Genomic DNA, 26,728 nt, shown 5'->3' with positions numbered 1-26,728 from the left:
CGTGACCGGTGCGGCGGCCCGCGCCGGGGCCGCCGCACCTTTCGGGTCAGCCCTTGTCGGAGCCGTCGTTGGCGTCCCGGACGAAGTATCGCTGGAACACCACGAAGATGATCGCCACCGGGATGGTGGCCAGCAGCGCGGCGCCCAGCTTGAGCGGATACTGGGTGCCACTGCCGAGCGACCCGCTGACCAGGTCCGCCAGGCCACGCGGCAGGGTGAACAGGTCCGGGTCCTGCACCGCCACCAGGCTGTGCGGAAACTCGTTCCAGGAGCCCTGGAAGGACAGGATGGTCAGGGTGATCAGCGCCGGTTTCGCCATCGGCAGCACCACCGACCAGAAGGTCCGGAAGATGCTCGCCCCGTCGATCCGGGCGGCCTCCTCCACGCTCAGCGGGATCGACTCGAAGAACTGCTTCATGATGAACACGCCGGCCGCGTCGGCCAGCAGCGGCACCACGAGACCGGCGTAGCTGTTGTAGAGGCCGAGCTGGTTGAGCACCAGGAACTTCGGGATCAGCAGCACCACTCCGGGCACCGCCATCACCGCGATGACCGCGGCGAACAGCCCGCCGCGACCCCGGAACCGCAGCCGGGCCAGCGCGTACCCGGCCAGCGAGTCGAAGAACACCCGACCGATGGTGACCAGCACCGTCACCAGCAGCGAGTTGCCCAGCCAGAGCGGGAAACTGGTGCCCGCGAAGATCCGTTCGAAGCCGGCCAGCGAGAGCGGGTCCGGGAACGGCGAGAGCGGGTTGGCGGCCGCGTCCGACTCGGTCTTGAGCGCGTTGCCGATCTGGATGACGAACGGGTAGAGGAACACCAGCCCGAAGAAGACCAGCGTGGCGTACCCCAGGAAGCGGGTGGCCAGCGTGCGGGCCGCGCGCTGGTCGCGCCGCGCGGGCGCCGCCGCCGGGCGGTCGGTCAGCACGGCCATCTCAGGACCTCTCCGGTACGCGCCGACGCCACCAACCGCGGCGCGGCCGGTCGGTGTCCCGTTCGGCCAGCGCCCGGCGCTGGATCAGCGTGAGCACGATGATGATCAGGAACAGCACGAACGAGATCGCCGCGCCGGAGCCGTAGTCGAAGTCCCGGAACGCGGTCCGGTACGACAGGTAGGCCGGGGTGAGCGTGGTCTTGGCCGGGCCGCCCTGACTCATCACGTACACCTGGTCGAAGACCTGCCAGGAGCCGATCAGGCCGAGGGTGAGCACCAGGAAGGTGGTCGGCCTGATCAGCGGCAGGGTGACGTGCCGGAACCGCTGCCACCGGGACGCGCCGTCGAGGGTGCTCGCCTCGTCGAGGGCGACCGGCACGTTCTGCAACCCGGCCAGGAACATCAGCATGAAGGTGCCGGAGGTGGTCCAGACCACCAGAGTGATGATCGATATCATCGCCACGCTGGGTCCGGCCAGCCAGTCCCACCAGCTCAGCCCGAACGGGCCGCCGTCGGTCAGCGCCGCCGGGGGCGAGTCGACACCGACCGCGCCGAAAAGCAGGTGCAGCACCCCTCGGGAGTCCGCGAACCACTCCGGGCCGTCGATCCCGAGGAAGCCGAGCAGCGCGTTGACCGCCCCGGAGTTGGCGAAGAGGAACAGGAACACCACGCTGATCGCGACCGAGCTGGTGACCGAGGGGAAGTAGAAGGCGCTGCGGAAGAAGCTCTTGCCCTTGAGCATCCGGTTGTTGACGACCAGCGCCAGCCCGAGGGCGAGCGCGGTCTGCGCCGGCACCACGATCGCCACGTAGTAGATGTTGTTGCGGATGCTGGTCATGAAGTCGCGGCGGGCCAGCCCGTCCTCGGTGAACAACTGGGTGTAGTTGTGCCCACCGACGAACGGCACCTCACCCGTGAACGGGCTGCCCTGACCGTTCCAGTCGGTCAGGCTGACCCAGAACGCCATCAGGATCGGCAGCAGCAGGAACAACCCCAGGATGACGATCACCGGTGCGACGAAGAGCCAGCCGGCGAGGTTCTCGTTGCTGCGGATGCCGCCCCGGCCTCGGCGAGGGCTCCTCCCCGGCGCGGTCGCCACGGCGGCCAGTGTCTCGGTTGCCATCTTCCTTCCCTCCCTCCCTGTCTCGGGCCGAAGGTGAAGCGGGGGCCCCGGTGCTACCGGGACCCCCGCCGTCACCTCAGCTGCCGCCGAGTGCCGCCTTGGCGTTCTTGTCGAAGTTCTGCAGCACCGTCTTCGGGTCGCCGTTGGTCAGGCCCTGCAGACCGGTGTCGAGCTCACTGAGGACGCTGTCCATCTTCGGGGCGTTCACCGGACCCTGGGCGTACGCGGCGCCGTCGATGAACGGCTTGTCCGCCGGGAAGGCGGCGGTGTACTGGTCGCGCACCGACTGCCGGGACGGCATCACGCCGAACGCCTTGGCGAAGGCCATCTGCTGCTCGCCGCTGGTCATCGCCTCGACGAACTTGATCGCCTGGTCCTTGAACTTGCTCTTCGCCGCGATGCCCCAGCACTGGGTGAAGGAGAGCGTGCCCTGGCCCTTCGCGCCGGCCGGCAGCGGGACGACCTTGTACTTGACGTTCGGGAAGTCGTTCTGCAGGGCACCCTTGATCCAGTTGCCCTCAATGGTCATCACGGCCTTGCCCTTGCCGAACGCCTCACCGGACCAGCCGGCGTCGAGCTGCTTCGGGAACTTGGCCAGGCCACCGGTGAGCATGGTCTTGACGTACTGGAGGGCGGCCAGGTTCTCCGGAGTGTCGGCGGTGGGCTGCTTGCCGTCCTTGCTCAGCAGCCAGCCGCCGTTCTGCACCATGAAGGCGCCGATCCGGTCCCGGGTGTCCCCGAGGGCCAGCGGGACCTGCCCCTTGGCCTTGATCTTCTGGGCGGTCGTGGTGAGCTGGTCCCAGGTGGTCGGCACGTCGGCGTCGGTCAGCCCGGCCTTGGCCCACAGGTCGGTGTTGATCTGCAGGGCCAGGGTGGAGAAGTCCTTCGGCGCGCAGTAGAGCTTGCCGTCGTAGGAGAACGTGGTGCGCAGGCTCTCGTAGAAGTCGCCCGAGTTGCTGACCTTGTCGCCGTACGGCTCCAGCGCGCCGACGCTGGCGTAGTCGGCGAACCGGGCCGCGTCGACGTAGAAGACGTCCGGCGGGGTGCCACCGGCGAGGGCCTGGCCGAGCTGCTGGGTGAGGTCCTGCGCCGGGGTGACCGTGGCGGTGTTGCCGGAGCTGCCGGCCCACTTCGCCGCGGCGTCCTGGACGGCCTTGGTCTCGGCCTCGCCCGAGGAGCCGATCAGGATCTGCAGGCTGGCCGGCCCGCTGCTGGACTGGGCGGCGTCGCCGGACGAGTCGTCGAAGCCGCTGCCGCAGGCCGCGGAGCCGAGGAGTGCGACGGCGGCGAGGCCGGCCACCGCCGCCCGGGTGAGGGTTCGAGGTGCCATGGTTTCTCCTGGTGGGGGAAGGGACTAGGCGGTGTGCCGGAGCGCCAGCGCGGGCTGGAGCAGCACGTGGGTGGGCGTCTCGTGGTTGCCGTCGAGGACCCCGGTGAGCAGGTCCACGCAGCGGGCGGCGGCCTCGCCGAGCGGCTGGCTGACGCTGGCCAGCCCCACCGCCGCGGCCACCGGCGTGTCGTCGAAGCCGATCACCGACACGGGCGGGTCGGTGCCGCGGATCGCCTGGAGGGCGCCGAGGGCGAGCGAGTCGCTGGCGCAGACCACGGCGGTCGGCTCGACGGTGCCGAGCAGGTCGTGCATCCGTCGCTCGCCCTCGGCGATGCTGTCCTCGGTCTCCCGGTGCAGCCCGGTCGGGTCGACGCCGGCCGCGCGCAGCGCGTCGCGCCAGCCGGCCCGGCGGTCGTCGCCGACGCCGGAGCCGAGCGGCCAGCCGATGAAGGCGATCCGCCGGTGCCCGGCGGCCAGTAGGTGCCGGGTGGCCTGGGCGGTGCCGGCGGCGCCGTCCACGTCCACCCAGGGGTGGGCGTCGAGTGCGTCCCACGGCCGGCCGAAGGTCACGAACGGCACGTCCCGGCCGGCCAGCCAGGCGGTACGCGGGTCGCCGTACTTCGTGCCGACGAGCACGAACGCGTCCAGCTCGTACGTGCCGAGCAGGTCGTTGTAGGTGGCGATCTCCCGCTCGTCGTCGGTGGCGGTGTAGAGCAGCACCCGGTAGCCGGCGGCGTCGGCGGTCTCGGTGAGGCCGTGCAGGAAGCGGTCGAGCACGGAGCCGTTGATGCCGTCGCGGGTGGGCTCGATCCGGGCGGCGATGAGACGGGATCGGCCGGTGCGCATCTGTCGGGCGGCCTGGTTGGCCCGGTAGCCGAGCGCGCTGATCGCGTCCTCGACCCGCAGCCGGGTCTCCTCCCGCACGATGTGCGGGGCGTTGAGCACGTTGGACACCGTCTGCCGGCTCACTCGGGCGTGCTGGGCCACCGTGGCGATGGTCACCTTTTCAGCCACTAAATCCCTCTCGCCATCTTGAACGATCCAATCTGGATAAGGCAGGATTAGATCGTTCAAGTTTCTGGAATGTTTCGCACTTTGCACCGCCGGGGGCTGCGTTGTCAAGACGTCCGCCCCGCACCCTCAGGATCTGGAGCCACACCGTGATCGAACGCCAGCTGCAACCCCTCCTGCACGAGTTGGTGGGGGTGGTCCTCGCCCCGACCAGCGCGCTGGGGGACGCGACCGGGCAGATCCGCCCGACCGGCGTCCAGGGCGTCTTCCACGCCGACGCCCGCGTGCTCTCCCGGGCGGAGCTACGCGTCGACGACCGGGAGCTGGAAGGGCTGACCCGCGGCGACGACGGTCCGCACGGCGTCCGCTTCGTGAGCCTGGCGCGCTGGCTCGGCGACCCCGTGCCCGACCCCACCGTCCGGATCGACCGGCTCCGCCGGGCCACCCGCAACGGCCTCACCGAGGAGCTGCGGATCGTCTCCACCGCCACGGTCGGAGTACGCGCCACCGTCAGCGTCGACCTCGGCTGCGACCTGGCGCCCATCGAGGTGGTCAAGTCCGGTGGCGCCGCGACGCCACTGGAGGCCAAGACCGGCCAGCCCGGCGTCCTCACCTGGTCGGCGGAGGGGATCACCGTCACCGTCACCGGCGCGGGCGCCGACGTGCTCGCCACCGATGAGCGGGTCACCGCACCCCGGCTGGCCTGGCCTGTCGAGCTGCCCCCCGGCGGCGAGACGGTGCTGCGCTGGCACCTGACCGTCGAGGACCCGCGCGCCGTGGTCGTCGGCCCGGCCGGCGAGCCGGACTGGTCCCGACCCGAGGTGACCGCGGACGATCGGCGGCTGGTCCGGCTGCTCGACCGCAGTCTGGACGACCTGCGCGGGCTGCGACTGGCCGAGACCGGCGCCCCACGGGACGTCTTCCTCGGTGCCGGGGTGCCCTGGTTCCTCACCCTGTTCGGCCGGGACAGCCTCTGGGCCGCCCGGATGATGCTGCCGCTCGGCACCGACCTGGCCGCCGGCACCCTCAGGGTGCTCGCCCGCCGACAGGGCACCCGGATCGACCCGGCCACCGGCGAGGCCCCCGGCAAGATCCTGCACGAGTTGCGCCGGCACGAGTTCGCACTGCCCGACGACGGGCTGCGCCTGCCACCGGCCTACTACGGCACCGTCGACGCCACCATGCTCTGGGTCAACCTGCTGCACGACGCCTGGCGCTGGGGTCTGTCGGTCGAGCAGATCGAACCGCTGCTGCCGTACCTGGAGGCGGCACTGCGCTGGCTCGGCGAGCACGCCGACCCCGACGGCGACGGGCTGGTCGAGTACGTCGACACCACCGGCCACGGGCTCTCTAACCAGGGCTGGAAGGACTCCGGCGACGCCGTCCGGTTCCACGACGGCTCCCTGGCCACCGCACCCATCGTGCTGGCCGAGGTGCAGGGGTACGCGCACGAGGCGGCGGTGAACGGCGCCGCGCTGCTGGACGCCTTCGGTCGTCCGGGCGGGGATCGCTGGCGCGAGCACGCCGCCGTGCTGGCCCGCCGGTTCCGGGACAGCTTCTGGGTCGACGGCCGGTACGGCCCGCAGCCCGCGCTGGCCCTCGACCGGGACAAGCGCCCGGTCGACTCGCTGACCAGCAACATCGGCCACCTGCTCGGCACCGGCCTGCTCAGCGGCGCCGAGGAGGACCAGGTCGCGCGCCTGCTCACCACCGACGCGCTCGCCGGCGGCTTCGGGCTGCGGACCATGTCCACCGACGACGCCGGCTTCAGCCCGCTGTCGTACCACTGCGGCTCGATCTGGACGCACGACACCGCGATCGTGCTCGCCGGGCTGGCCCGGGCCGGGCACCGCGACGCCGCGCTCAGCCTGGCCGAAGGTCTGCTCACCGCGGCCGAGGCGTTCGACTACCGGCTGCCTGAGCTGTACGGCGGCGACGACCGGTCGCTGGTGAACCGCCCGGTGCCGTACCCGGCGGCGTGCCGGCCGCAGGCCTGGGCCGCGGCCAGCGCGGTGCTGCTGCTCCAGGCCGCCACCGGGCTCTACCCCGACGTGCCGGCCGGCACGGTCCGGCTGGCACCGCTGGCCGGAGCCGAACTCGGCGCGCTCACGGTCAACGGCCTGCGACTGGGCGGCGCACCGATGAACATCACCGTCGACCGAACCGGCCACCCCACCCTCACCGGCCTACCCACAACCCTGACCCCGACCGTCCCCACCCAACGCCGCCCCACCACCCCAATCCCCCACTGACCGCAGCCCCACCGGGGTGGGTCAGCGGGTTCGTTCGGCGATCAGTTCCTCGTCGTCCATGGCGCCGGTGGGGTGGAAGTCCAGGGCTGAGTAGAGGCGGGCGGCCTGGGTGTTGTCGGGGTGGTACGAGAGGCGGACCGGGGGGTTGCCGTCCCTGCCGGCCAGCCAGGTCGCCAGGGTCTGCACGGTGGCCCGGCCCACGCCCCGGTTCTGCTCGGCGGCATCGATCACCATCCCGCCGATCCAGTGCGAGCCGTCGTCGTCCACGCCCCACATGACGTGGCCGACGACGGTCTCGTCGGCGTACACCGCGAGCGAGGTCCACACCTCGGAGCGGGTGCTGAGCAGCAGGTAGCGGGCGGCCAGCGCGGCCACGAACCGACGCTGGTCGTCGCGCGGGGCGACGTCGGCCACCGCCCGCCAGTTGTCGTCGTCCACCGGGCGCAGGGTGACCCGGCGTCCGGCCCGGTCCAGGTGTCCACTATTGATCATGGAGGCAGCCTAGGATCGGCCCGTCCCACCCGCGACCAGGTTTCCGCCCCGGACGACCGGCCACCGGGCGCCGGCGCACCCGTCGAACGGCGGTCAGTCGAGCAGGGCGTCCAGGGCGACGGTGAGGCCGGGACGGTTGGGCACCGCGCGGACGGCCAGCAGCACGCCCGGCATGAACGACGCCCGGTCGTACGAGTCGTGCCGGATGGTCAGCGTCTCGCCGGTGGTGCCGAAGAGCACCTCCTGGTGGGCGACCAACCCGGTGGCGCGCACGGCGTGTACGCGTACCCCGTCGATCTCGGCGCCCCGCGCGCCCGGCACCTCGTCCTTGGTGGCGTCCGGCACCGGCCCGAGGCCGGCCTCGGCGCGGGCCCGGGCGATCTGTCGGGCGGTGTGCGTGGCCGTGCCGCTGGGGGCGTCCAGCTTGCGCGGGTGGTGCTGCTCGATGATCTCAACGGACTCGAAGTGCCGGGCGGCCCGCGCGGCGAACTGCATCATCAGCACCGCGCCGATGCCGAAGTTCGGTGCGATCACGACGCCCACGCCGGGCTTGCGGGCCAGCCAACCGCGCACCCGCTCCAGCCGCTGCTCGGTGAAGCCCGTGGTGCCGACCACGGCGTTGATGCCCTGATCGATGCACCAGTGCAGGTTGTCCATGACGACGTCCGGCGTGGTGAAGTCGACGACCACCTCGGCGCCGGCGTCGGAGGCGGCGAAGAGGCCGTCACCCTGGTCGATCATCGCCACGAGCTCAAGGTCGTCGGCGGCGTCCACCGCCTTGCACACCTCGATGCCCATCCGGCCCCGGGCACCCAGCACACCGACCCGCAGCGGCTCGGCCGGGTTTCTCTCCTGCTCGTCAGTCACGGGGCACAACCTATCCCAATCGGGACGCGCACCCCCGGCCGGATCGGGTCCCCGCCAGGTGCCGGGACGCCCCCCACCCAGCGGCGGGACCACCCGCCCGACGGACGGCGGCAGCCCTCAGTTGGTGAAGTCGCTGGCGCCGAACGGGCCGACCACGGCCAACGACATCGGCCGGCTGAGCAGCTCCGCGGCGAGGGAGTTCACGTCCGCCACGGTGACCTCGTCGACACGGCGGAGCAGCTCGTCCACCGGCATCAGGTCGCCGTAGAGCAGCTCGCCCTTGGCCAGCCGGCTCATCCGGGAACCGGTGTCCTCCAGGCCGAGCACGAACGAGCCCTTGCTCATCCCCTTGCCCCGGGCAACCTCGGCCTCGGTCAACCCGTCGGCGGCCACCCGGGCCAGCTCGGCGCGGGTCAGGGCCAGCACCTCGTCCACCTTGCCCGGCGCGCAGCCGGCGTAGACGGCGAACAGCCCGCTGTCGGCGTACTGGCTGGCGTAGGAGTAGACCGAGTACGCCAGGCCGCGCTGCTCCCGGATCTCCTGGAACAGCCGGCTGGACATGCCGCCGCCGAGCACGTTGTTGAGCACCCCGAGGGCGAAGCGCCGCTCGTCGAGGCGGTCGATGCCGGGGCAGCCGAGGATGACGTGCGCCTGCTCGGTCTCCTTCGGCTCCACCAGGGTGGTGGCCGGTCGGGTTCGTACCGCGGGAGTGGCCTCGCGGTGCGGCGCCGGGGTCGCCGGGTCGCTGTCCAGCGGGGTGCCGCGCACCGCCTGGCGGACCAGCTTGACCACCGCGGCGTGGTCGAGGTTGCCGGCCGCGGCGATGACGATCTCCGGCGCGGTGTAGCGGCTCCGGTAGAAGCTCTGGATCTGCCGCCGGGTCATCGGCGTGACGGTCTCCTCGGTGCCGGAGATCAGTCGGCCCAGCGGGTGGTCGCCGTAGACGGCGCGGGCGAAGAGGTCGTGCACCTCGTCACCGGGCTCGTCGTCGTGCATGGCGATCTCTTCGAGGATCACGCCGCGCTCGGTCTCCACGTCGGCCGGCTCCAGCAGCGAGTCGGCGACCAGGTCGCACATCACGTCGATCGCCAGCGGCAGGTCCTCGTCCAGCACGCGGGCGTAGTAGCAGGTGTATTCCTTCGTGGTGAAGGCGTTCGTCTCACCACCCACCGCCTCGATCTGCGACGAGATCTCCAGCGCGGTGCGCTTGTGGGTGCCCTTGAAGAGCAGGTGCTCCAGGAAGTGCGCGGCGCCGGCCTGCGGGCCGGTCTCGTCCCGCGAGCCGACCGACACCCAGATGCCGAAGGAGACGCTGCGCATCGCCGGGATCGCCTCGGTGAGCACGCGCAGGCCGCTGGGCAGCACGGTACGTCGTACCGTGCCGCCCAGCGGGTCGTCGCTGAGCGTCCGGGTCACCGCCCGGGCGGTGCCGCCGGAGCGGCCCGCCCCGGTGTCCCGAGACGCAGCCACCCCCCGTCGATCCGGTGGAAACGGCGCACTGAAGGCCCGACTCACGTACTGCTCCCGGTTCGACGAGGGGTGGGTGATGCGATGTACGACGATCAGCTGTGCCGGGTCCGGCGGCGCGGACGCTCGCCGCCCTCGCCACCCTCGCCGCCGCCGTTGCCGCCCTCGCCGCCGCCAGTGCCGCGCTCCGGGCCACGCCCGCCCCGGTCGCCGCCACGCTCGCGGTCACCGCGGTCACGCGGGCCACGGTCGCCCCGGTCCCGGCCAGCCGGACGGTCGCCACCGGCGGCCTCACCGGCGGCCGGCGCCTCGGCGCCCTCCGGACGGACCTTGTCCAGGTAGATCTTGCCGCGGGCGTCGATGTCCGCGATCTCGACCTCGACCCGGTCGCCGACGTTGAGGAAGTCCTCAACGCGCTCGACCCGCTTGCCGTCGCCCACCTTGGAGATGTGCAGCAGGCCGTCGCGACCCGGCAGCAGCGAGATGAACGCACCGAACGCGGCGGTCTTGACCACCGTGCCGAGGAACCGCTCGCCCTGCTTCGGCAGCGTCGGGTTGGCGATCCCGTTGATCCGGTCGACGGCCGCCTGGGCCGACGGGCCGTTGGTGGCGCCGACGTAGATCGTGCCGTCGTCCTCGATGGAGATCTCGGCGCCGGTCTCGTCCTGGATCGCGTTGATGGTCTGCCCCTTCGGGCCGATCACCATGCCGATCTTGTCGACCGGGATCTTGACGGTGGTGACCCGCGGCGCGTAGTCCGACATCTCGGCCGGAGCCTCGATCGCCGCCTTCATCACGCCGAGGATGACCTGCCGGGCCTCGTTCGCCTGCTGCAACGCGGCGGCCAGCACGTCCGACGGGATGCCGTTGAGCTTGGTGTCGAGCTGGAGCGCGGTGACGAAGTCCGGCGTGCCGGCGACCTTGAAGTCCATGTCACCGAACGCGTCCTCGGCACCGAGGATGTCGGTCAGCGTCACGTACTGGGTCTTGCCGTCCACCTCGTCGGAGATGAGGCCCATGGCGATGCCGGCGACCGGCGCCTTCAGCGGCACACCCGCGGAGAGCAGGCCCAGCGTCGAGGCGCAGACCGAACCCATCGAGGTGGAGCCGTTGGAGCCGAGCGCCTCGGAGACCTGCCGGATGGCGTACGGGAACTCCTCGCGCGACGGCAGCACCGGGATCAGCGCCCGCTCGGCGAGTGCGCCGTGGCCGATCTCGCGCCGCTTCGGCGAGCCGACCCGGCCGGTCTCACCGGTCGAGTACGGCGGGAAGTTGTAGTTGTGCATGTAGCGCTTGCGGTTCTCGGGGGACAGCGTGTCCACCATCTGCTCCATGCGGAGCATGTTCAGCGTGGTGACGCCCAGGATCTGGGTCTCGCCCCGCTCGAACAGCGCCGAACCGTGCACGCGGGGCAGCACGCCGACCTCGGCGGTCAGCGACCGGATGTCACGCGGGCCGCGGCCGTCCATCCGGACCTGCTCGCGCAGCACCCGGTTGCGCACCTCGGACTTGGTCAGCGACCGGAAGGCGGCGCTGAGCTCCCTCTCCCGGCCCTCGAACCGACCGCCCAGTTCCTCGGCGACCCGGGCCTTGACCCGGTCCAGGGCCTCCTCGCGGTCCGCCTTGCCGGCGATGGTGATCGCCTCGGCCACGTCGCCGCGGGCCAGCTCGGCCACCGCGTCGTACACGTCGTCCTGGTAGTCCAGGAACACCGGGAACTCGGTGACCGGCTTGGCGGCGACCTCGGCCAGCTCGCTCTGCGCGCGGCACAGCTCGCGGATGGCGGGCTTGGCGGCCTCCAGACCGCTGGCCACGATCTCCTCGGTCGGCGCGACGGCGCCGCCCGCGATCAGGGCGACCGCGTTCGGCGTGGCCTCGGCCTCGACCATCATGATCGCGACGTCGCCGTCCTCGAGCGTGCGGCCGGCCACGACCATGTCGAAGGTGGCCCGGGCCAGCTCCTCCAGGGTCGGGAAGGCAACCCACTGGCCGTCGATGTGCGCGACCCGGGTCGCACCGATCGGGCCGGAGAACGGCAGACCCGACAGCTTGGTCGACATCGAGGCGGCGTTGATGGCCACGACGTCGTACGGGTGCTGCGGGTCGAGCGCGAGGATGGTCTCGACGACCTGGACCTCGTTGCGCAGGCCCTTGACGAAGGACGGGCGCAGCGGCCGGTCGATCAGCCGGCAGGTGAGGATCGCGTCCTCGCTGGGCCGGCCCTCACGGCGGAAGAACGAGCCGGGGATCCGGCCCGCGGCGTACATCCGCTCCTCGACGTCGACGGTCAGCGGGAAGAAGTCGAACTGCTCCTTCGGGTGCTTACCGGCGGTGGTGGCGGAGAGAACGACCGTCTCACCCAGCTGGGCGATGACGGAACCGGCGGCCTGGCGGGCCAGCCGGCCGGTGGAGAAGGTGATCTCACGGGTGCCGAAGGACCCGTTGTCGATCACAGCGGTACGGGATTCGGTGCCGAGTGTGGTCTCGGTCATGTGCTGTCGTGCTCCTTCGCGTCGTGGGCCCACGACATTGGGGAGCTGCTCAGCCGGCCGGTCTTCGATCGAAGCGCCCGGGTGGCCGGCATGATGCCGGGGTTCCCGGGGGCCACTACCGGAGACCGGTACGCTGACCGGCTCCCTCTCGGGTGGTCGCGCGGCCCGTGTTCTTCAGGTGGGACGCCGATCGGGGGAGCGGCCGGTCGGCCACTCCCCCGTCACGTCACCGGCGCAGGCCGAGCCGCTCGATGAGCGACCGGTAGCGGGCAATGTCCTTCTTCTGGACGTAGTTGAGCAGCCGACGGCGCCGGCCGACCAGCAGCAGCAGCCCACGGCGGCTGTGGTGGTCGTGCTTGTGCACCTTCAGGTGCTCGGTCAGCTCAGCGATCCGCTTGGTGAGGACCGCAACCTGGACCTCCGGCGAACCGGTGTCGCCCTCGGCGGTCGCGTACTCCGCACGGATCGTGGCCTTGGCTTCCTGGTCGAGCGCCATGTTCTCCCTGTTTCGGTGGGTTGATCAAGTAGGTGTCCGTCGTCCCGGTAGACCGGGAACGGACCGGTACCTCGCACCCGCGGCGTCGAGCAGGCACGCGAGGCCCCACGCCGGTCACCCGACGTCTCCGCAAGACTACCAGCACTCGCCGATAGCACCCGGTCAAGGGCTCGGCCGAGGCCGCATCGTCTCGCGCGACGATCAGGCCAGAGCGCGCCGGGTGCGTACGACGTCCTGTTCCATCTGGGCGATCAACGGCTCGATCGAGTCGTACCGGATCTGTCCGCGCAGGTGCGCCACGAAGTCCAGGGCCAGCCGCTCGCCGTAGAGGTCGCCGTCGAAGTCCAGCGCGTACCCCTCCACCCGCCGCTCCCGGCCGGAGAAGGTCGGGTTGGTGCCCACCGACACCGCCGCCATCAGCGGCTCGCGCTGCCCGCGACGGACCAGCCGGGCCGCGTACACCCCGTCGGCGGGCACCGCCGCGTGCCGGTGGCAGAGCAGGTTGGCGGTGGGGAAGCCCAGCTCCCGCCCGCGCTGGTCGCCGCGGACCACCACGCCCTCCAGCCGATGCGGGCGACCCAGTGCGGCCGCCGCCGCGCCCACGTCGCCCGCATCGACGCAGGAGCGGATGTACGTGGAGGAGAAGACGGTCCCGTCCTCGGCGACCAGCGGGCCGCCCTCCACGCCGAAACCGAAGGTGCGGCCCAGCCGCTCCAGAAGTGCCACGTCGCCGGCCGCCCGGTGCCCGAAGCGGAAGTTGCTGCCGACCACCACCAGCGCCGCGTGCAGGTGCTCGACCAGGATGTCGTGCACGAACTGTTCGGCCGGCAGCCGGGAGAACTCCGGGGTGAACGGCACCACGCAGAGCACGTCCACGCCGAGCGCCTCGATCAGCTCCGCCTTGCGGGCCGGCTCGGTGAGCACCGCCGGATGCGAGCCGGGGCGGACCACCTCGGCCGGGTGCGGGTCGAAGGTGACCACCACCGACTGCACGCCCAACTCCCGGGCCCGGGCCACCGCGTGCCCGATGGTCGACTGGTGCCCCTTGTGCACGCCGTCGAAGACGCCGATGGTGACGACCGAGCGCCCCCACCCACCGGGCGCCGCGTCGTACCCCCGCCACCGCTGCATGCCGCTCCTCCCTGCTGGCCCGCCGACCGGCGGGTGAAACCGCCGGCCGCTGGCCGGCGGACCTGCGCCCCGCCGTCAGGCCGGGGCGAGCACGATCTCCGCGCGGGCCCGGCCGTCCCGCTCGCTGACGATAGCGATCAGTCCGCCGGCCGGCCCGAAGACGGCGTACGGCCCGGCGAGGCCGGTCGGGTCCAGCGGACCGCCGTGGGCGAGCACCCGAGCCTCGTCGGGCGTGGCCTCCCGGCGCGGGAAGAACCGGTCGGCGGCCGCGTCCAGCGGCAGGTTGACCACGTCCGGGGCGCGCTGCTCCAGCTCGTCGAGGGTGGCCGCCTCGGCGATGGTGAAGCCGCCCACCGCGGTCCGGCGCAGCGCGGTCAGGTGGCCACCGACCCCCAGCGCCAGGCCCGCGTCCCGGGCGATGGCCCGGATGTACGTCCCGGAGGAGCAGGTCACGTCCACGTCCACGTCCACCACGTCCGGCTCGCTGCGGCGGATCGCCAGCACCTCCAGCCGGGAGATGGTGACCCGCCGCGCCGGCAGCTCGACGGTCTCCCCGTCGCGCACCCGCTTGTACGCCCGCTGCCCGTCGATCTTGATGGCGCTGACCGCGCTCGGCACCTGGTCGATCTCACCGGTCAGCGCGCTCAGCGCGGCACGGATCCCGTCGTCGGTGACCTGACCCGCCGGGGTGCTGGCGATCACGTCGCCCTCGGCGTCGTCGGTGACGGTGGCCTGGCCGAGTCGGATCGTGCCGGTGTAACTCTTGCCGGCGCCGATCACGTAGGTCAGCAGTCGGGTGGCCCGACCCACCCCGATCACCAGCACACCGGTGGCCATCGGGTCGAGGGTGCCGCCGTGCCCGACCCTCCGCGTCTTCGCCAGCCGGCGGATCCGCGCCACCACGTCGTGCGACGTCATGCCGCCGGGCTTGTCGACCACGATCAGACCATCGGTGCTCACGACGCCCAAGCCTGCCAGACCGGCCCGGCGACGGGGCACCAGGGCGGCGCGCCGGATGCGAAGATCACTCGCCCGCTCCCGTCGACCCAGGACGACAGATGACCAGCGAAGACCCCGCCAGCCCGCCCACCACCGCGGCCCGATACAGCGTCGCCACCGAACCCGAGCGGATCCGGGTACTGGACTGGATGCGGGAGCCCGCGACGGAACACGCGTTGACCCGGCGGGATCGGCTCCGACTGCTGTGGGAGCGGCACGCCGGAAAGCTGCTCGGCGGCGTCGGCGCGGTGGTCGCCCTGGTGGTGGTGGCCATCCTGGGCTGGAGCGGATTCAGCGCCGTGCAGCGGATCCACAACGGAGAGCCGCTGCGGCCTGGACTGGCCAGGTCACCCTCGCCGGCGCCGCGGCCGGTCGACGAGAGTGGCAACAGCCTCGGGCCGTTCGTCGCCACGCCGGCCGAGAAGTACGCCGTGGGCGAGGCCGCCATCACCCTGCCTGCGGCCCGGGCCGCCGCCCCGTTCACCGCCAAGCAGGTTGCCGACGCGCTGGCGATGGTCAAGCAGGCGCTGGTCCAGGGTCGGCTCGATGTCTCGATGCTCCTCGGTAAGCCCGACAAGTTCCTCGCCCTGCTGGCGCCGGAAGACCGGGACCACGTGCGTAAGGAGTTCGCGGAGGGCGCGAGCCTGGGCTACGCCACCCGGACCGACCGCGACGCGTCCCCAGAGTTGGAGTTCAGGGACGGCATTCGGGCCAGCGGCACCGTGCAGTACCGGTCGACCGTCGACCGCGACGGGATCCGGGTGCTGGAGATCTCCACCCGGTTCATCTGGGTCTACTCCTTCGACCTGCCCCGACCGCAGGCGTACCCGCCCGGCGCCGAACTCGTCACCCTTCGGGACGAGGTGGTCTGGCACGTACCGCATCCGGAGGACGTCCGGTCGACCTCGCGCGGGCTCTGGGTGGAGAGCGCCGACGTCACCGTGCTCAACGCCACCTGCCCGGCGCTCCGGAAAGGCCTGATCGACCTGGAGGTTGAGCCGGAACGACGCCTGCCGGCGGCGGCACCGACCGGGGACATCTACGGCCCGGGCTGGCGTCCCGGCGACGGCGAGGAATGCTGACCGGCGGGCCCGGCGACCCGGTCAGCGGACCGCGCCGACCACCGCCCAGCGGCCGTCGCGCATTCGCAACAGCAGGGCGACCAGCCGGATCACCACGAACAGGGTGAGCCCGGCCCAGATGCCGCCCAGCCCGAGGTCGAGCCCGTACGCCAGCCAGATGGCCGGCAGGAAGCCGCCGAGCGCCGCCACGATGGTGAGGTTGCGCAGGTAACGCACGTCGCCGGCGCCGATCAGCACGCCGTCGAGCGCGAACACCACCCCGGCCAGCGGCTGCATGGCCACGAACCAGGGCCAGGCCACCATGGCCTGCTCGCGTACCCCCGGGTCGGAACTGAACCACGACGGCACGACTCCTGCGCCGGCGGCGATGAGCAGCGCGAAGGCGACGCCGCAGACGCCGCCGAGCAGCGCGATCCGGCGGGCCAGCGCCCGGGCGCCCGCCTCGTCGCCGGCCCCGAGGGCGGCACCCACCAGGGACTGCGCGGCGATGGCCAGCGCGTCGAGCACCAGCGCGGTGAAGAACCAGAGCTGCAGCGCGATCTGGTGGGCGCCGACGGCGGCGGCGCCGAAGCGGGCGGCGACGGCGGTGGCGGAGAGGAAGCTGGCCTGGAACGCCACGCCACGGATCAGCAGGTCCCGGCTGAGCACCAACTGCTGGCGGATCAGCCGGGGCCGGGGTCGCAGCGACACCCGCTCGGCGACCAGCGCCGCGGCGAAGAGCACCCCGGCGAGCGTCTGCGCGATCACGTTGGCCACCGCCGAACCCACCAGGCCGAGCCCACCGGGGTAGACCAGCAGCGGGCAGAGCAGCGCGGAGAGCAGGTTGGGGCCGAGCACGAAGACCAGCGGGCGGCGGGTGTCCTGTACTCCGCGCAGCCAGCCGTTGCCGGCGGCGGCGAGCAGCAGGCCGGGGGCGCCGAGCGCCGCGATCCGCAGCCACTGCGCGGCGGCGTCGGCCACCTCGCCGCCACCTCCGGCGAGGGTACGGGCCAGCGCGCCCCCACCGAACTGCATGCCGATGGCGACCAGCAGCCCGACGCCGAACGCCAGCCAGGACGACTGGACACCCTCGGCCACCGCCGCCGCCCGGTCACCGGCGCCGAAGCGGCGGGCCGATCGCCCAGTGGTGCCGTACGCGACCACAGTGCCGAGCCACGCGGTGAGCGTCATGACCGTGCCGCCGACGGCGAGCGCGGCGAGTGGCACCCGGCCGAGGTGACCGACCACGGCCGTGTCGACCAGCACATAGAGCGGCTCGGCGGCCAGCACCACGAGGGCGGGCAGGGCGAGGCCGGCGATCCGGCGGGGGGACGCGGCAAGCGTGCTGGTGTCCATCGCCGGCGATCCTGTCACGAGCCAGGTAAGGATCGCAAGGTAGGCCGGCACTTACCGGCGAGGACCGGCGGGGCTACGCCGTCGTGCGCTACGGGATCAGTGCGAGGCGCGGCCCGGGCGGACTGAGGTCAGACGGGCGGTGACGCCGTGGACGGAGGCCGTCGGCGGCGTCATCGCCGGACGGATCGGGTCACTGGCGGGTGTCCATCGACGTCTGCAACGCGCGGCGGGCCTGCTCGCGGGCGTCGTCGGTGGTCTCTGGCTTGGGCTTGTTCGGCATGGTGGCGCTCCTTCCAGGGTGCGAGCCACCGGCACGCGGCGGCCCTCACGGGCGGTCGTGCTGAGCGCCCCCACGGCGGTCCGGGGTTACCGGAGCAGCCGGCTGGGAAGCGTGAGCCCGGGTCGGTCCGACCCTGGAGGGAGGCAGCGCGAGGTGTGGCACCACCGCCCATGACCTGCACCGCAACGCGATGCCGACCGTCTCCCAAGCTATCGTTCAGGTCCACATACTGCTCACGGTTCCCGCCATCTGGACATCGCGGGGCCCGGCTCAGCGGGCCAGGAAGTGCCAGCCCAGCCACCACCAGAAGCCGAACAGACCGATCCGGCCCACCGGCACGGGGCCGACCTCGTAGCGCATCACGTACGCGCAGACTTCGCCCAGCGTGGGGATCCGGGAGCCCTCCCGGCGGGCCAACCACTCGACCACGGCGAAGAGCGCAAACGCGGTGATGAAACCGCCGATCGCGAGTGCCCGCATCATCGCCGCACCAACCCCCAGAACGCCCCCAGCCAGGCGAACCAGGCCGCCGAGCGGGTGAGATGGTCCTCCAGGAGGGGATCGGCCAGGCGTGAGAAGGTGGGGAAGTCGTCGCCCACCGCCATCACGAAGGTGACGCCCTCGAAGACCCCGAAGACCACCACCGGCAGCGCCCACCAGGCCGCGCCCACGCCCAGCCGGCGCGGCGCCGGGCGGCGGGGCACCCGGTTGCTCAGACCGAGCCAGATCAGCACGCCGCCGGTGCCGAGGGTGTACAGGTTGGCTTCGGTGGAGAACGAAGCGAACCGGCCACCGACGAGCGACAGGCAGAGGAGTACCGGTACGGAGACGGCGGGCCGGTCCCAGGTGCGGGGGGCCTCCAGGGTGAGGTCGTGCGGCTGCTCCATCCCGCAATTCTTCCCGGTCTCACGGAACGCGGAAAGACCAACACTCCCCGGAGTTGACCCTGATCTTCCTGCAGGGCGAACGCGCGGCGTCGAGGTCAGACGCCGGGACGGATCAACGCCGTGTCGAGCTGGCCCCGGATCGCCTCGACCACCTGATCGACCGTGCCCCGACCGGTGAACCCCGCCGCGAACCGATGGCCACCGCCGCCCAGGGCGATCGCCACCCGGCTGACGTCGACCGCGCCCTTGCTGCGCATCGACACGGCCCACTCGCCGGGCGTGGTCTGCTTCAGCACGCAGCTCACGTCCGCCTCGGCGGTGCACCGCACCGAGTCGATCAACGCCTCCAGCACGTACGGCCGCTGGTCGTGCCGGGCCAGATCGTCCAGGGTGGCGAACGTCCACACCAACCCTCGACCGTCGGCCGCGGCCGGTTCCAGCCGAGCCCGGCCGAGCACCTCGCCGAAGAGCCGGACCGCGCCGAAGGGCCGGGTGTCGAAGACCCGCCGGGAGATGTCACCGGGCGAGATGCCGGTGGCCAGCAGCCGGGCGGCCAACTGGTGCACCGCCGGGGTGGTCGCCTCGAACCGGAACGAGCCCGTGTCGGTGGTCAGCGCCACGTAGAGGCATTCGGCGATGGCCGGATCCAGCGCCACGCCGAGCCGGGCCAGCAACTGCTCCGCCACCACCGACGTCGCCGCAGCGGTCGGGTCGATCAGGTTGACCGTGCCGAAGCCGCCGTTGGAGGCGTGGTGGTCGAGCACCAGCGCCGAGCCGGCGGACGACAACCGCCCGGCCAACTCGCCGAGGCGCGACTCGCTCGCCGCGTCGAAGCAGATCACCAGGTCCGGGTCGGCGTCCGCGGCGCTCGCCGGGACCAGCAGATCCAGCCCGGGGAGCCCACGGAACGGCTCGGGTACCTCCGGCGGCCCGGGAAAGGTCGCCTGCAACCGGCGTACGCCGAACTGGCGCAGGCCCAGACCGAAGCCGAGCATGCTGCCCAGCGCGTCGCCGTCCGGGTTGACGTGGCAGATCAGCAGCACCCGGCCCGTCGGCGGGAGAGCACGTAGCAACGCCTCGGCCGCCGCCCAGTCCGCTTCGGTGGGGCCGGCGCCGACCGCCGTGGCGAATTGAGCGCCGGCGGTGCCGGTCACCGCGCTTCCCCACCCCGGGGGGTCTCGTCGACGTCGGTGGCCTGGTCGGCCTCGTCCGTCTCGTCGTCCTCCTCGTCGACCCGGTACGGCTGCGCCTCGCCCGCGTACTCCGCCTGGGCGGCGAGCCGCTGCACCTCGGCATCGGCGTTACGGGCCGCGGCGAGCAGGTCGTCGATGTGCTTGACCTGGTCCTGGACGTCGTCCAGGACGAAGGTGAGCGTCGGCGAGTGCCGCAACCCCAGCGCCTTGCCGACCGTGCTGCGCAGCATCCCCTTGGCGCTCTCCAGCGCCGCCGCCGTGTCCGACTGGGCCGCCACGTCACCGAGCACCGTGTAGAAAACCGTCGCGTCACGCAGGTCGGCGGTGATCCGGGCGTCGGTGATCGTGATCATGCCGAGCCGCGGGTCCTTGATCTGGCTCCGCACCACCGACGCAACCAGCTCACGCACCCGTTCCGCGTGCCGGCGTACCTTGGCCGGATCAGACATCTCGCCACCTCCACGGCGTCCTGCTCCCGGCCGACCCGGCGACCCGGGGGCCGCCGGCCGACCGGCCAACATCTCGAACATTACCTTCGCGGCCGGACCGGGTCGCCGGCACAGCCGGCACCCTGGTCAGTCGTCGTCCGCGCCGTACAGCCGGCGCCGGACCGACAGCAACTCGGCCTCGGGCCGAGCCGCCACCAGACGCTCGCAGGAGTCCAGCACCTCGCGGACGTGCGCCGCCTCGGCGGCCACCACGGCCACCGCTATCTGCGCTCGACCGTGCAGGTCGAGCGCTCCCACCTCGGCGACCGACACCTCGAAGCGGCGCAGCGCCGCCACGATCGGCCGTACATATGATCTCTTGGCTTTGAGCGACCGGGAGTCGCCCGGCAGCAGCAGGTCGAAGACCGCGGTTCCGGTAAACATCGCCCCGGACGATACCGGCAACCCGCCCTGCATGATCAAGGGGTTTACGCCGGTTCGGCGTAAACCCCTTGATCAGCGTGTCACTGCCGGATCAGGCGCGAACCTTCTCCCGCATCTCGAAGGTCTCGATGATGTCGCCGGCCTGGACGTTGTTGTAACCACCCAGGGTCAGACCACACTCGAAGCCCTCGCGGACCTCCGTGGCGTCGTCCTTGAACCGCTTCAGGGAGCTGATCGTGAGGTTGTCCGCCACGACCGCCCCGTCCCGCAGTAGGCGCGCCTTCGCGTTGCGCCGGATGACACCCGACCGGACGATACAACCGGAGATGTTGCCGATCTTGGACGAGCGGAAGACGTCGCGGATCTCCGCGCTGCCCAGCTCGACCTCCTCGTACTCCGGCTTGAGCAGGCCCTTGAGCGCAGCCTCGATCTCCTCGATGGCCTGGTAGATGACGGTGTAGTACCGGATCTCCACGCCCTCGCGGTCGGCCATCTCACGGACCTTGTTCGAGGCCCGCACGTTGAAGCCGATGATCGTGACCGGCTCGGACGAGGCGCTCGCGAGCATGACGTTGCTCTCGGTGATCGCGCCGACGCCCCGGTCGAGGACCTTGAGCTGGACCTCCTCGGGGATGTCGAGGTTGAACAGCGCGTCCTCGAGGGCCTCCACCGAACCGGAGCCATCGCCCTTGAGGATGAGGTTGAGCGACGTCTTCTCGCCCTCCTTGAGCTGCTCCATGAGCGTCTCGAGGGTGGCCCGACCACGGGAGTTGGCGAATGCCGCCGCCCGCCGCCGCGCCTGGCGCTGCTCGGCGATCTGCCGCACCGTACGGTCGTCCGCCGCGGCGAGGAACGTGTCACCCGCGCCGGGCGGCGCGGTCAGACCCAGGACCATGACCGGACGCGCCGGCCCGGCCTCGGCAACCTGGTTGCCGTTCTCGTCGAGCATGGCCCGAACCCGGCCGTGCGCCCCGCCGGCGACGATCGAGTCGCCCGCCCGCAGGGTGCCCTTCTGCACCAGCACCGTCGCCACCGCACCGCGACCCTTGTCCAGGTGCGCCTCGATGGCCACACCCTGCGCCGGCCCGTCGATCGGAGCGGTCAGTTCCAGCGACGCGTCGGCGGTCAGCAGGACAGCCTCGAGAAGCTCCTCGATGCCGATGCCCGGCTTGGCTGCCACGTTGACGAACATGGTCTCGCCGCCGTACTCCTCAGCGACCAGGCCGTACTCGGTCAGCTGCTGGCGGACCTTGTCCGGGTTGGCCTCCGGCTTGTCGACCTTGTTGACCGCGACCACGATCGGCACGTCGGCCGCCTTGGCGTGGTTCAACGCCTCGATGGTCTGCGGCATCACGCCGTCGTCGGCCGCGACCACCAGGATCACGATGTCCGTCACCTGCGCACCACGGGCACGCATGGCGGTGAACGCCTCGTGACCCGGCGTGTCGATGAAGGTCACCGCGCGGTCCACGCCATCGTGCGGGACGTGCACCTGGTAGGCACCGATGTGCTGGGTGATGCCACCCGCCTCGCCAGCCACGACGTTCGCCTTGCGGATCGCGTCGAGCAGCTTGGTCTTACCGTGGTCGACGTGACCCATGACGGTCACCACCGGCGCACGGCTGACCAGACGCTCCTCAGCCACCTCCGCGTCGAGGTCGATGTTGAACTGCGCGAGCAGCTCGCGATCCTCGTCCTCGGGGCTGACGATCTGGATGTCGAAGCCCAGGTGCTCACCCAGCAGCTGCAGGGTGTCGTCCGAGCAGGACTGGGTCGCCGTGACCATCTCGCCCAGGTTGAACATCTCCTGGACCAGCGAACCCGGGTTGGCGTTGATCTTGTCGGCGAAGTCCGACAGCGAGGCGCCACGGGAGAGCCGGACGACCTGACCCTGACCCCGGGGAGCACCCGAGCTCATGGTCGGAGCCGACAGGTTGTCGAACTCCTGTCTGCGCTGCTTCTTGGACTTGCGACCGCGCGTCGGCCGGCCACCCGGACGCCCGAAGGCACCCGCGGCGCCACCGCCACGACCACGACCACCGGCACCCGGACGACCGCCGCCACCGGACGGAGCACCCGGACGGAAACCGCCACCGGGAGCACCGCCACCGCCGCCGGGACCGCCACGGTAGCCACCGCCACCGCCGGCACCCGCGCCGCCACCGGGGCCACCGCGGTAACCACCGCCGCCACCGGCACCGCCGCCAGGACCACCGCGGAAGCCGCCGCCACCGCCACCGGGACGACCAGCGCCGCCACCGCCACCGGGGCGACCAGCGCCACCGGGACCGGGACGACCGGCAGCCGGACGCTGGCTCGGCATCGACGCCGGGCTGGGCCGCGGCGGCATGGAGTTCGGGCTCGGCCGCGGCGGCATACCCGCCGGGCCACTGGGCCGGGGACCACCCGCGCCAGCGGCCGGGGGCCGCTGCTGCTGGCCACCCTGGATACCGAACGGGTTGTTACCGGCGCCGCGCGCCGGCGGGCGACCGCCGGGCCGGGCACCCGGACCCGGAGCCGGCGTGCCCGGACGGGCGGCCGGTGAACCGGGACGGGGCGGCATCGCCGTGGGACCCGGCCGAGGGCCGGGGCCGGGACGGTTGCCGTCTGCCGGAGGCTCCCGGCGGACGTTGTCCCGCTGCTGCTGACGGGCGGCCTGCGCGGCCTTGACCGCGGCCTCCTGCTCAGCCTTCAGCGCGGCGGCACGCGCCTCCGCGGCCGCCACCTCGATGTCGTGGGCACTCGCCGGCTTGGCGACCGGAGCCGCCGGTTGCGGCGCACCGGGAACCGGGCCCTTGGGCTTCGGACCCGGGGCCGGGGCCGGGGCCGACGGCCGCCGGGGCGGCATCGGCTTGGCCGAGACCCGGGGCGCGCCCGGGGTCGGGGATGGCGTCGGGGTCGAAGCCGGCGCCGCAGTCGGCGCGGGCGCCGACGGGGCGGCCGGCGCCGGAGCACCGGCGGACGCGACGAATGCGTTACGCAGCCGCCGGGCGACTGGCGCCTCGACGGTGCTGGACGCGGACTTCACGAACTCGCCCATTTCCTTCAGCTTGGCGAGAACGGTCTTACTCTCGACCCCGAGCTCTTTTGCAAGCTCGTGTACGCGGGCCTTGCCTGCCACTGCACTCCTCACTCCGAGGTCGTGCGGGCAGCACCCGCAGCGACCTCACTCGTGCACTTGAAGCCTGGTCATTTCAGGGACTTCATCGTGTGCTCATGTCGGTCGTCCTACCTTGCTAGCGACCCTCGCCCGGTCGGGCTGACCGGACGTAGTGGTTGGCGCATCGACGTGCTCCGCCAGCGCACCGTGGTCGGGGACCCCGGTGATGCGCAGCGCACGCCCGAAGGCGCGGCGCCGCACTGCCAGCGCGAAGCAGGCCGGATCCGGGTGCATGTTCGCTCCCCGACCCGGCAGCCTGCGGAGCGGATCAGGCCGGAGGCTGTGACCAGCCTCGTCCCCGATCGCTACGACCCGCAGCAATTCGCTGGCCGGCGCACGTTGCCGGCAACCCACACAAGTGCGCTCCGGCTGCGCGCGTCGTACCACTGGAGGAAGTCTACCCCTAGCTGCCCGAGATCGCGCCGCCCGGCTCCCGGACGTGATCAGCCGCGCCCCGCGCGGCCGGGCTGGTCTGCTCCGCGTCGGAGCGGATGTCGATCCGCCAACCGGTCAACCGGGCCGCGAGGCGGGCATTCTGCCCCTCCCGCCCGATGGCAAGAGAGAGCTGGAAGTCCGGCACGGTCACCCTTGCGGTCCGGGTGGCCAGATCCACCACCTCGACCCGCAGCGCCTTGGCCGGCGACAACGCGTTGCCGACGAAGGTGGCCGGGTCATCCGACCAGTCGATGATGTCGATCTTCTCACCGTGCAGCTCGCTCATCACGGCACGCACCCGCTGGCCCATCGGGCCGATACAGGCACCCTTGGCGTTCACCCCGGGGGTGGCGGAGCGTACGGCGATCTTGGTGCGGTGACCTGCCTCACGGGCGATCGCGCCGATCTCCACCGTGCCGTCGGCGATCTCCGGCACCTCCAGCGCGAACAGCTTCTTGACCAGCGCCGGGTGCGACCGGGACAGGGTGATCTGCGGACCACGCATGCCCTTGGCCACATGGACCACCACGCAGCGGATCCGCTCGCCGTGCACGTACCGCTCGCCGGGCACCTGCTCGGACTGCGGCAGCACGCCCTCCAGCTTGCCCAGGTCGACGCTGACGATGCCCTTCTCGGACCGCGCCTCGTGCGCCTGCACCACGCCGGTGACCAGGTCACCGTCGCGACCCACGTACTCGCCGAAGTGCACCTCGTCGGTGGCCTCCCGCAGCCGCTGGAGGATCACCTGCTTGGCGGTCATGGCGGCGATCCGGCCGAAGTCGTGGGGAGTGTCGTCCCACTCCCGCACCAGACTGCCGTCCTCGTCCATCTCCTGCGCGTACACCAGGGCGGCGCCCGACTTGCGGTCGATCTCCACCCGGGCGTGCGGCTCGGCACCGTCGGTGTGCCGGTAGGCGGTCAGCAACGCGGTCTCGATCGCCGCGAGAATCGTGTCGAACGGGATCTCCCGCTCGCGCTCGAGTGCGCGCAGCGCCGCGAGGTCGATGTTCACCTCTCCTCGTCCTCCACATCATCTTCGTCGTCGATGTCGTCTGAATCGTCGATCTCGTCTGTCTCGTCCGCGTCGTCCGCGTCGTCGGTATCGTCCGCGTCGTCGAACTCGTCCGGCTCACCCAGCTCGGCGAGCCGGGTGAACTCGACCTGCACCCGACCGGGGCCCAACTGGGCGTACGCCCAGGAGGCCCGGCCGTCGTCGGTCTCCAACTGCACGCCCTCGTCGTCGGCCCCGACCACCCGGCCGGTGACCTGGCGGTCCCCGGTGGGCTGCTCGCCGCGCTGATCGGGCAGCACGGCCGCGCCCCGGACGGTGACCTTGACCAGCCGACTGACGTTGCGCCGCCAGTGCCGGGGCAGGGTGAGCGGCCGGTCCACGCCCGGTGAGCTGACCTCCAGCTGGTACTCCCCGGCGACGATGTCGCCGCCGGTCTCCTCGGCGGCGTCGAGCGCGGCCGAGACCGCGCGGGAGACGTCCGCGACGGCGTCCAGGTCGATCCCGCCGTCGGCGTCCACGATCACCCGCACCACGTGCCGGCGGCCGGCCCGGGAAACCGACAGGTCCTCCAGGTCGTAGCCCACGCCGTTGACCACGGGCTCGATCACGGCCCGCAACCGGTTACGTCGCGCGGTGAGATCACCGCCGCGGGGACTCACACCACCACGGGGTCGATCCGTCGACCTGGTGGCACGGCCACGCTGCGTCATCTCCGCACCCTTTCCCTGGTCGACGGCGACGGTCGTCCCGCCATGCCGGCACGCCACCGGAGCGAACGCCCCGGTGGCTGCGCAGAGCGTAACGCGCCTGCCCGCTGGTGGACCGGGCGGCGCACCGACGCGGGTGGCCCCCGGACCGGGCCGGATGGTGTTGACTTGCCCGGTGGGGATCGGCAGAACGACACAGCGCGACCAAGCATCCGGACATTCCCGGCGAAAGCTCCTGCGCGCCGGAGCGCTGCTGGCGCTCGGCGGTGCCGCGGCGCCGCTGACCGGCTGTGATCTTTTCGACCGCGATGGCCAGCCGGCGCCGCCGCCTGACCCGTTGCGGCCGATGGTGGACGAGTCGCTCGGGCTGGCCGCGGCGCACCGGGCGAGCGCGGCGGCGCACCCGGAGCTGGCCGACCGGCTCGGCCCGATCGCCGAGGCGCACACCGCGCACGCCACCGAACTGGCCCGGGTGATCGGCGTCGCGTTGCCGTCGACGCCCGCCGCCGGCCCGACCACCGCCCCGGCGGCCGAACCGGCCGGCGCGCTGGCCGCCCTGCGAGCGCTGGAGAAGACCGGCCAGCAGTCCGCGACCGCCGCCTGCGCCGCGGCACCGGCGGAACGGGCAGCGCTGCTCGGGTCGATCGCCGCCGCGCGGGCCACCCACCAGGAGGCACTGAAGTGAGGCAGCCATCCGCCCCGGAGGCGCTCGCCGCCGCCCTCTCCGCCGAGTACGCGGCCATCTACGCCTACGGGCGGATCGGCGTCCGGCTGACCGGGGCGGCGCGGGACGCCGCGCGCCAGGCAGAGGCCGCGCACCGCCGCCGGCGCGACGCGCTGGTGGTGCAGCTCAGCACCTCCGGTGGCGACGTGCCACCGGACCGGGCCGGGTACGCGCTGCCGTTCGCGGTCACCGACAAGGCGAGCGCGTTGCGGCTGGCGGTCGAGGTGGAGGAGCGCACCGCGGCGCACTGGCGGGCGGCGCTGGCGTCCACCACCGGCGCCGACCGGGACCAGGCGCTGGCCGCCCTGGTCGAGTGCGCCGTGCGGGCCACCCGCTGGCGCAAGACCGCCGGGCTCACCCCGCAAACTGTCGCGTTTCCCGGCCGCCCCACCTGAACCGGTCCGCTCCGGTTGCGGAGCGCCATACCAGGTATGCATACTCCGTTCC

Annotated in this window: 25 protein-coding genes; 4 read left to right on the top strand and 21 right to left on the bottom strand. The window is 72.2% G+C overall.

Annotated features, from left to right (window positions below):
• Nucleotides 1-46: 46 nt before the first annotated feature.
• The 4 genes from OG470_RS14875 to OG470_RS14860 form a co-directional block, all read right to left on the bottom strand.
• Nucleotides 47-934: a carbohydrate ABC transporter permease gene (locus tag OG470_RS14875; protein ID WP_328424673.1), complete on the bottom strand. Its 888-nt coding sequence runs from the start codon at nucleotides 932-934 to the stop codon at nucleotides 47-49.
• Between the two features lies 1 nt (nucleotide 935).
• The gene (locus OG470_RS14870) at nucleotides 936-2,057 is read right to left on the bottom strand and encodes a carbohydrate ABC transporter permease (RefSeq protein ID WP_328424672.1); all 1,122 of its coding nucleotides are present in this window, start codon (nucleotides 2,055-2,057) and stop codon (nucleotides 936-938) included.
• 76 nt (nucleotides 2,058-2,133) lie between these two features.
• On the bottom strand, nucleotides 2,134-3,387 hold the full coding sequence (locus tag OG470_RS14865) for a sugar ABC transporter substrate-binding protein (protein WP_328424671.1): 1,254 nt from the start codon (nucleotides 3,385-3,387) through the stop codon (nucleotides 2,134-2,136).
• Between the two features lie 24 nt (nucleotides 3,388-3,411).
• On the bottom strand, nucleotides 3,412-4,401 hold the full coding sequence (locus OG470_RS14860) for a LacI family DNA-binding transcriptional regulator (RefSeq protein ID WP_328424670.1): 990 nt from the start codon (nucleotides 4,399-4,401) through the stop codon (nucleotides 3,412-3,414).
• Nucleotides 4,402-4,547: 146 nt separating this feature from the next.
• Here OG470_RS14860 and OG470_RS14855 point away from each other — a divergent pair, with 146 nt between their 5' ends.
• Entirely contained in the window at nucleotides 4,548-6,650 is a 2,103-nt protein-coding gene (locus OG470_RS14855; RefSeq protein ID WP_328424669.1) for an amylo-alpha-1,6-glucosidase, read from the top strand.
• 21 nt (nucleotides 6,651-6,671) lie between these two features.
• Here OG470_RS14855 and OG470_RS14850 read toward each other — a convergent pair whose 3' ends face one another.
• The 7 genes from OG470_RS14850 to truB form a co-directional block, all read right to left on the bottom strand.
• Nucleotides 6,672-7,142 carry a GNAT family N-acetyltransferase gene (locus OG470_RS14850; RefSeq protein ID WP_328424668.1) on the bottom strand — a complete coding sequence of 157 codons (471 nt, stop codon included), beginning with the start codon at nucleotides 7,140-7,142 and terminating at the stop codon, nucleotides 6,672-6,674.
• Between the two features lie 93 nt (nucleotides 7,143-7,235).
• Complete coding sequence (dapB, locus tag OG470_RS14845; protein ID WP_328424667.1) at nucleotides 7,236-8,009, bottom strand: 4-hydroxy-tetrahydrodipicolinate reductase; 774 nt, start codon at nucleotides 8,007-8,009, stop codon at nucleotides 7,236-7,238.
• Between the two features lie 117 nt (nucleotides 8,010-8,126).
• A complete protein-coding gene (locus OG470_RS14840; RefSeq protein ID WP_328424666.1) occupies nucleotides 8,127-9,524 on the bottom strand; it encodes a M16 family metallopeptidase in 1,398 nt (465 codons plus the stop codon).
• Between the two features lie 47 nt (nucleotides 9,525-9,571).
• Nucleotides 9,572-11,968 (bottom strand): polyribonucleotide nucleotidyltransferase, encoded by a 2,397-nt coding sequence (locus OG470_RS14835; RefSeq protein ID WP_328424664.1) that lies wholly within the window; start codon nucleotides 11,966-11,968, stop codon nucleotides 9,572-9,574.
• A gap of 226 nt (nucleotides 11,969-12,194) precedes the next feature.
• Nucleotides 12,195-12,464 carry a 30S ribosomal protein S15 gene (gene rpsO / locus OG470_RS14830; protein ID WP_074317913.1) on the bottom strand — a complete coding sequence of 90 codons (270 nt, stop codon included), beginning with the start codon at nucleotides 12,462-12,464 and terminating at the stop codon, nucleotides 12,195-12,197.
• 201 nt (nucleotides 12,465-12,665) lie between these two features.
• A complete protein-coding gene (locus OG470_RS14825; protein ID WP_328424662.1) occupies nucleotides 12,666-13,595 on the bottom strand; it encodes a bifunctional riboflavin kinase/FAD synthetase in 930 nt (309 codons plus the stop codon).
• 75 nt (nucleotides 13,596-13,670) lie between these two features.
• Nucleotides 13,671-14,594 carry a tRNA pseudouridine(55) synthase TruB gene (gene truB / locus OG470_RS14820; protein WP_328424660.1) on the bottom strand — a complete coding sequence of 308 codons (924 nt, stop codon included), beginning with the start codon at nucleotides 14,592-14,594 and terminating at the stop codon, nucleotides 13,671-13,673.
• Nucleotides 14,595-14,653: 59 nt separating this feature from the next.
• On the opposite strand from truB, the gene OG470_RS14815 reads away from it, so the two are divergent.
• Entirely contained in the window at nucleotides 14,654-15,676 is a 1,023-nt protein-coding gene (locus OG470_RS14815; protein WP_328424658.1) for a hypothetical protein, read from the top strand.
• Between the two features lie 21 nt (nucleotides 15,677-15,697).
• Here the strand turns inward: OG470_RS14815 and OG470_RS14810 are convergent, their stop codons facing one another.
• The 10 genes from OG470_RS14810 to rimP all read right to left on the bottom strand — a co-directional run bounded on the left by OG470_RS14810 (nucleotide 15,698) and on the right by rimP (nucleotide 25,560).
• Nucleotides 15,698-17,011, bottom strand: coding sequence for an MATE family efflux transporter (locus tag OG470_RS14810; RefSeq protein ID WP_328424656.1), 1,314 nt, complete (start codon nucleotides 17,009-17,011; stop codon nucleotides 15,698-15,700).
• Nucleotides 17,012-17,561: 550 nt separating this feature from the next.
• The gene (locus OG470_RS14805; RefSeq protein WP_328426356.1) at nucleotides 17,562-17,771 is read right to left on the bottom strand and encodes a DUF6186 family protein; all 210 of its coding nucleotides are present in this window, start codon (nucleotides 17,769-17,771) and stop codon (nucleotides 17,562-17,564) included.
• Nucleotides 17,771-18,178, bottom strand: a complete 408-nt coding sequence (locus OG470_RS14800) for a hypothetical protein (protein ID WP_328424655.1) — start codon at nucleotides 18,176-18,178, stop codon at nucleotides 17,771-17,773. The genes OG470_RS14805 and OG470_RS14800 overlap by 1 nt, the downstream gene beginning before the upstream one ends.
• A 95-nt stretch (nucleotides 18,179-18,273) precedes the next feature.
• Nucleotides 18,274-19,332: a DHH family phosphoesterase gene (locus OG470_RS14795; protein WP_328424654.1), complete on the bottom strand. Its 1,059-nt coding sequence runs from the start codon at nucleotides 19,330-19,332 to the stop codon at nucleotides 18,274-18,276.
• Complete coding sequence (gene rbfA, locus OG470_RS14790) at nucleotides 19,329-19,820, bottom strand: 30S ribosome-binding factor RbfA (RefSeq protein WP_328424653.1); 492 nt, start codon at nucleotides 19,818-19,820, stop codon at nucleotides 19,329-19,331. The genes OG470_RS14795 and rbfA overlap by 4 nt, the downstream gene beginning before the upstream one ends.
• Before the next feature lie 126 nt (nucleotides 19,821-19,946).
• The gene (locus OG470_RS14785; protein ID WP_328424652.1) at nucleotides 19,947-20,243 is read right to left on the bottom strand and encodes a DUF503 domain-containing protein; all 297 of its coding nucleotides are present in this window, start codon (nucleotides 20,241-20,243) and stop codon (nucleotides 19,947-19,949) included.
• A gap of 91 nt (nucleotides 20,244-20,334) precedes the next feature.
• On the bottom strand, nucleotides 20,335-23,364 hold the full coding sequence (gene infB, locus OG470_RS14780; protein WP_328424650.1) for a translation initiation factor IF-2: 3,030 nt from the start codon (nucleotides 23,362-23,364) through the stop codon (nucleotides 20,335-20,337).
• Between the two features lie 93 nt (nucleotides 23,365-23,457).
• Nucleotides 23,458-23,790: a YlxR family protein gene (locus tag OG470_RS14775; RefSeq protein ID WP_328424648.1), complete on the bottom strand. Its 333-nt coding sequence runs from the start codon at nucleotides 23,788-23,790 to the stop codon at nucleotides 23,458-23,460.
• A gap of 16 nt (nucleotides 23,791-23,806) precedes the next feature.
• Entirely contained in the window at nucleotides 23,807-24,850 is a 1,044-nt protein-coding gene (nusA, locus tag OG470_RS14770) for a transcription termination factor NusA (protein WP_328424646.1), read from the bottom strand.
• Nucleotides 24,847-25,560, bottom strand: a complete 714-nt coding sequence (rimP, locus tag OG470_RS14765) for a ribosome maturation factor RimP (protein ID WP_328424645.1) — start codon at nucleotides 25,558-25,560, stop codon at nucleotides 24,847-24,849. The genes nusA and rimP overlap by 4 nt, the downstream gene beginning before the upstream one ends.
• A 154-nt stretch (nucleotides 25,561-25,714) precedes the next feature.
• On the opposite strand from rimP, the gene OG470_RS14760 reads away from it, so the two are divergent.
• Together OG470_RS14760 and OG470_RS14755 are read left to right on the top strand one after the other, a co-directional pair.
• On the top strand, nucleotides 25,715-26,242 hold the full coding sequence (locus OG470_RS14760) for a hypothetical protein (RefSeq protein ID WP_328424643.1): 528 nt from the start codon (nucleotides 25,715-25,717) through the stop codon (nucleotides 26,240-26,242).
• Nucleotides 26,239-26,676, top strand: a complete 438-nt coding sequence (locus tag OG470_RS14755; RefSeq protein ID WP_328424641.1) for a ferritin-like domain-containing protein — start codon at nucleotides 26,239-26,241, stop codon at nucleotides 26,674-26,676. The genes OG470_RS14760 and OG470_RS14755 overlap by 4 nt, the downstream gene beginning before the upstream one ends.
• Nucleotides 26,677-26,728: the final 52 nt, after the last annotated feature.

Origin of the sequence: Micromonospora sp. NBC_00389, from assembly GCF_036059255.1 — a bacterium.
Classification (GTDB): Bacteria; Actinomycetota; Actinomycetes; order Mycobacteriales; family Micromonosporaceae; genus Micromonospora.
This window is presented reverse-complemented; position numbering and strand designations above follow the sequence as displayed.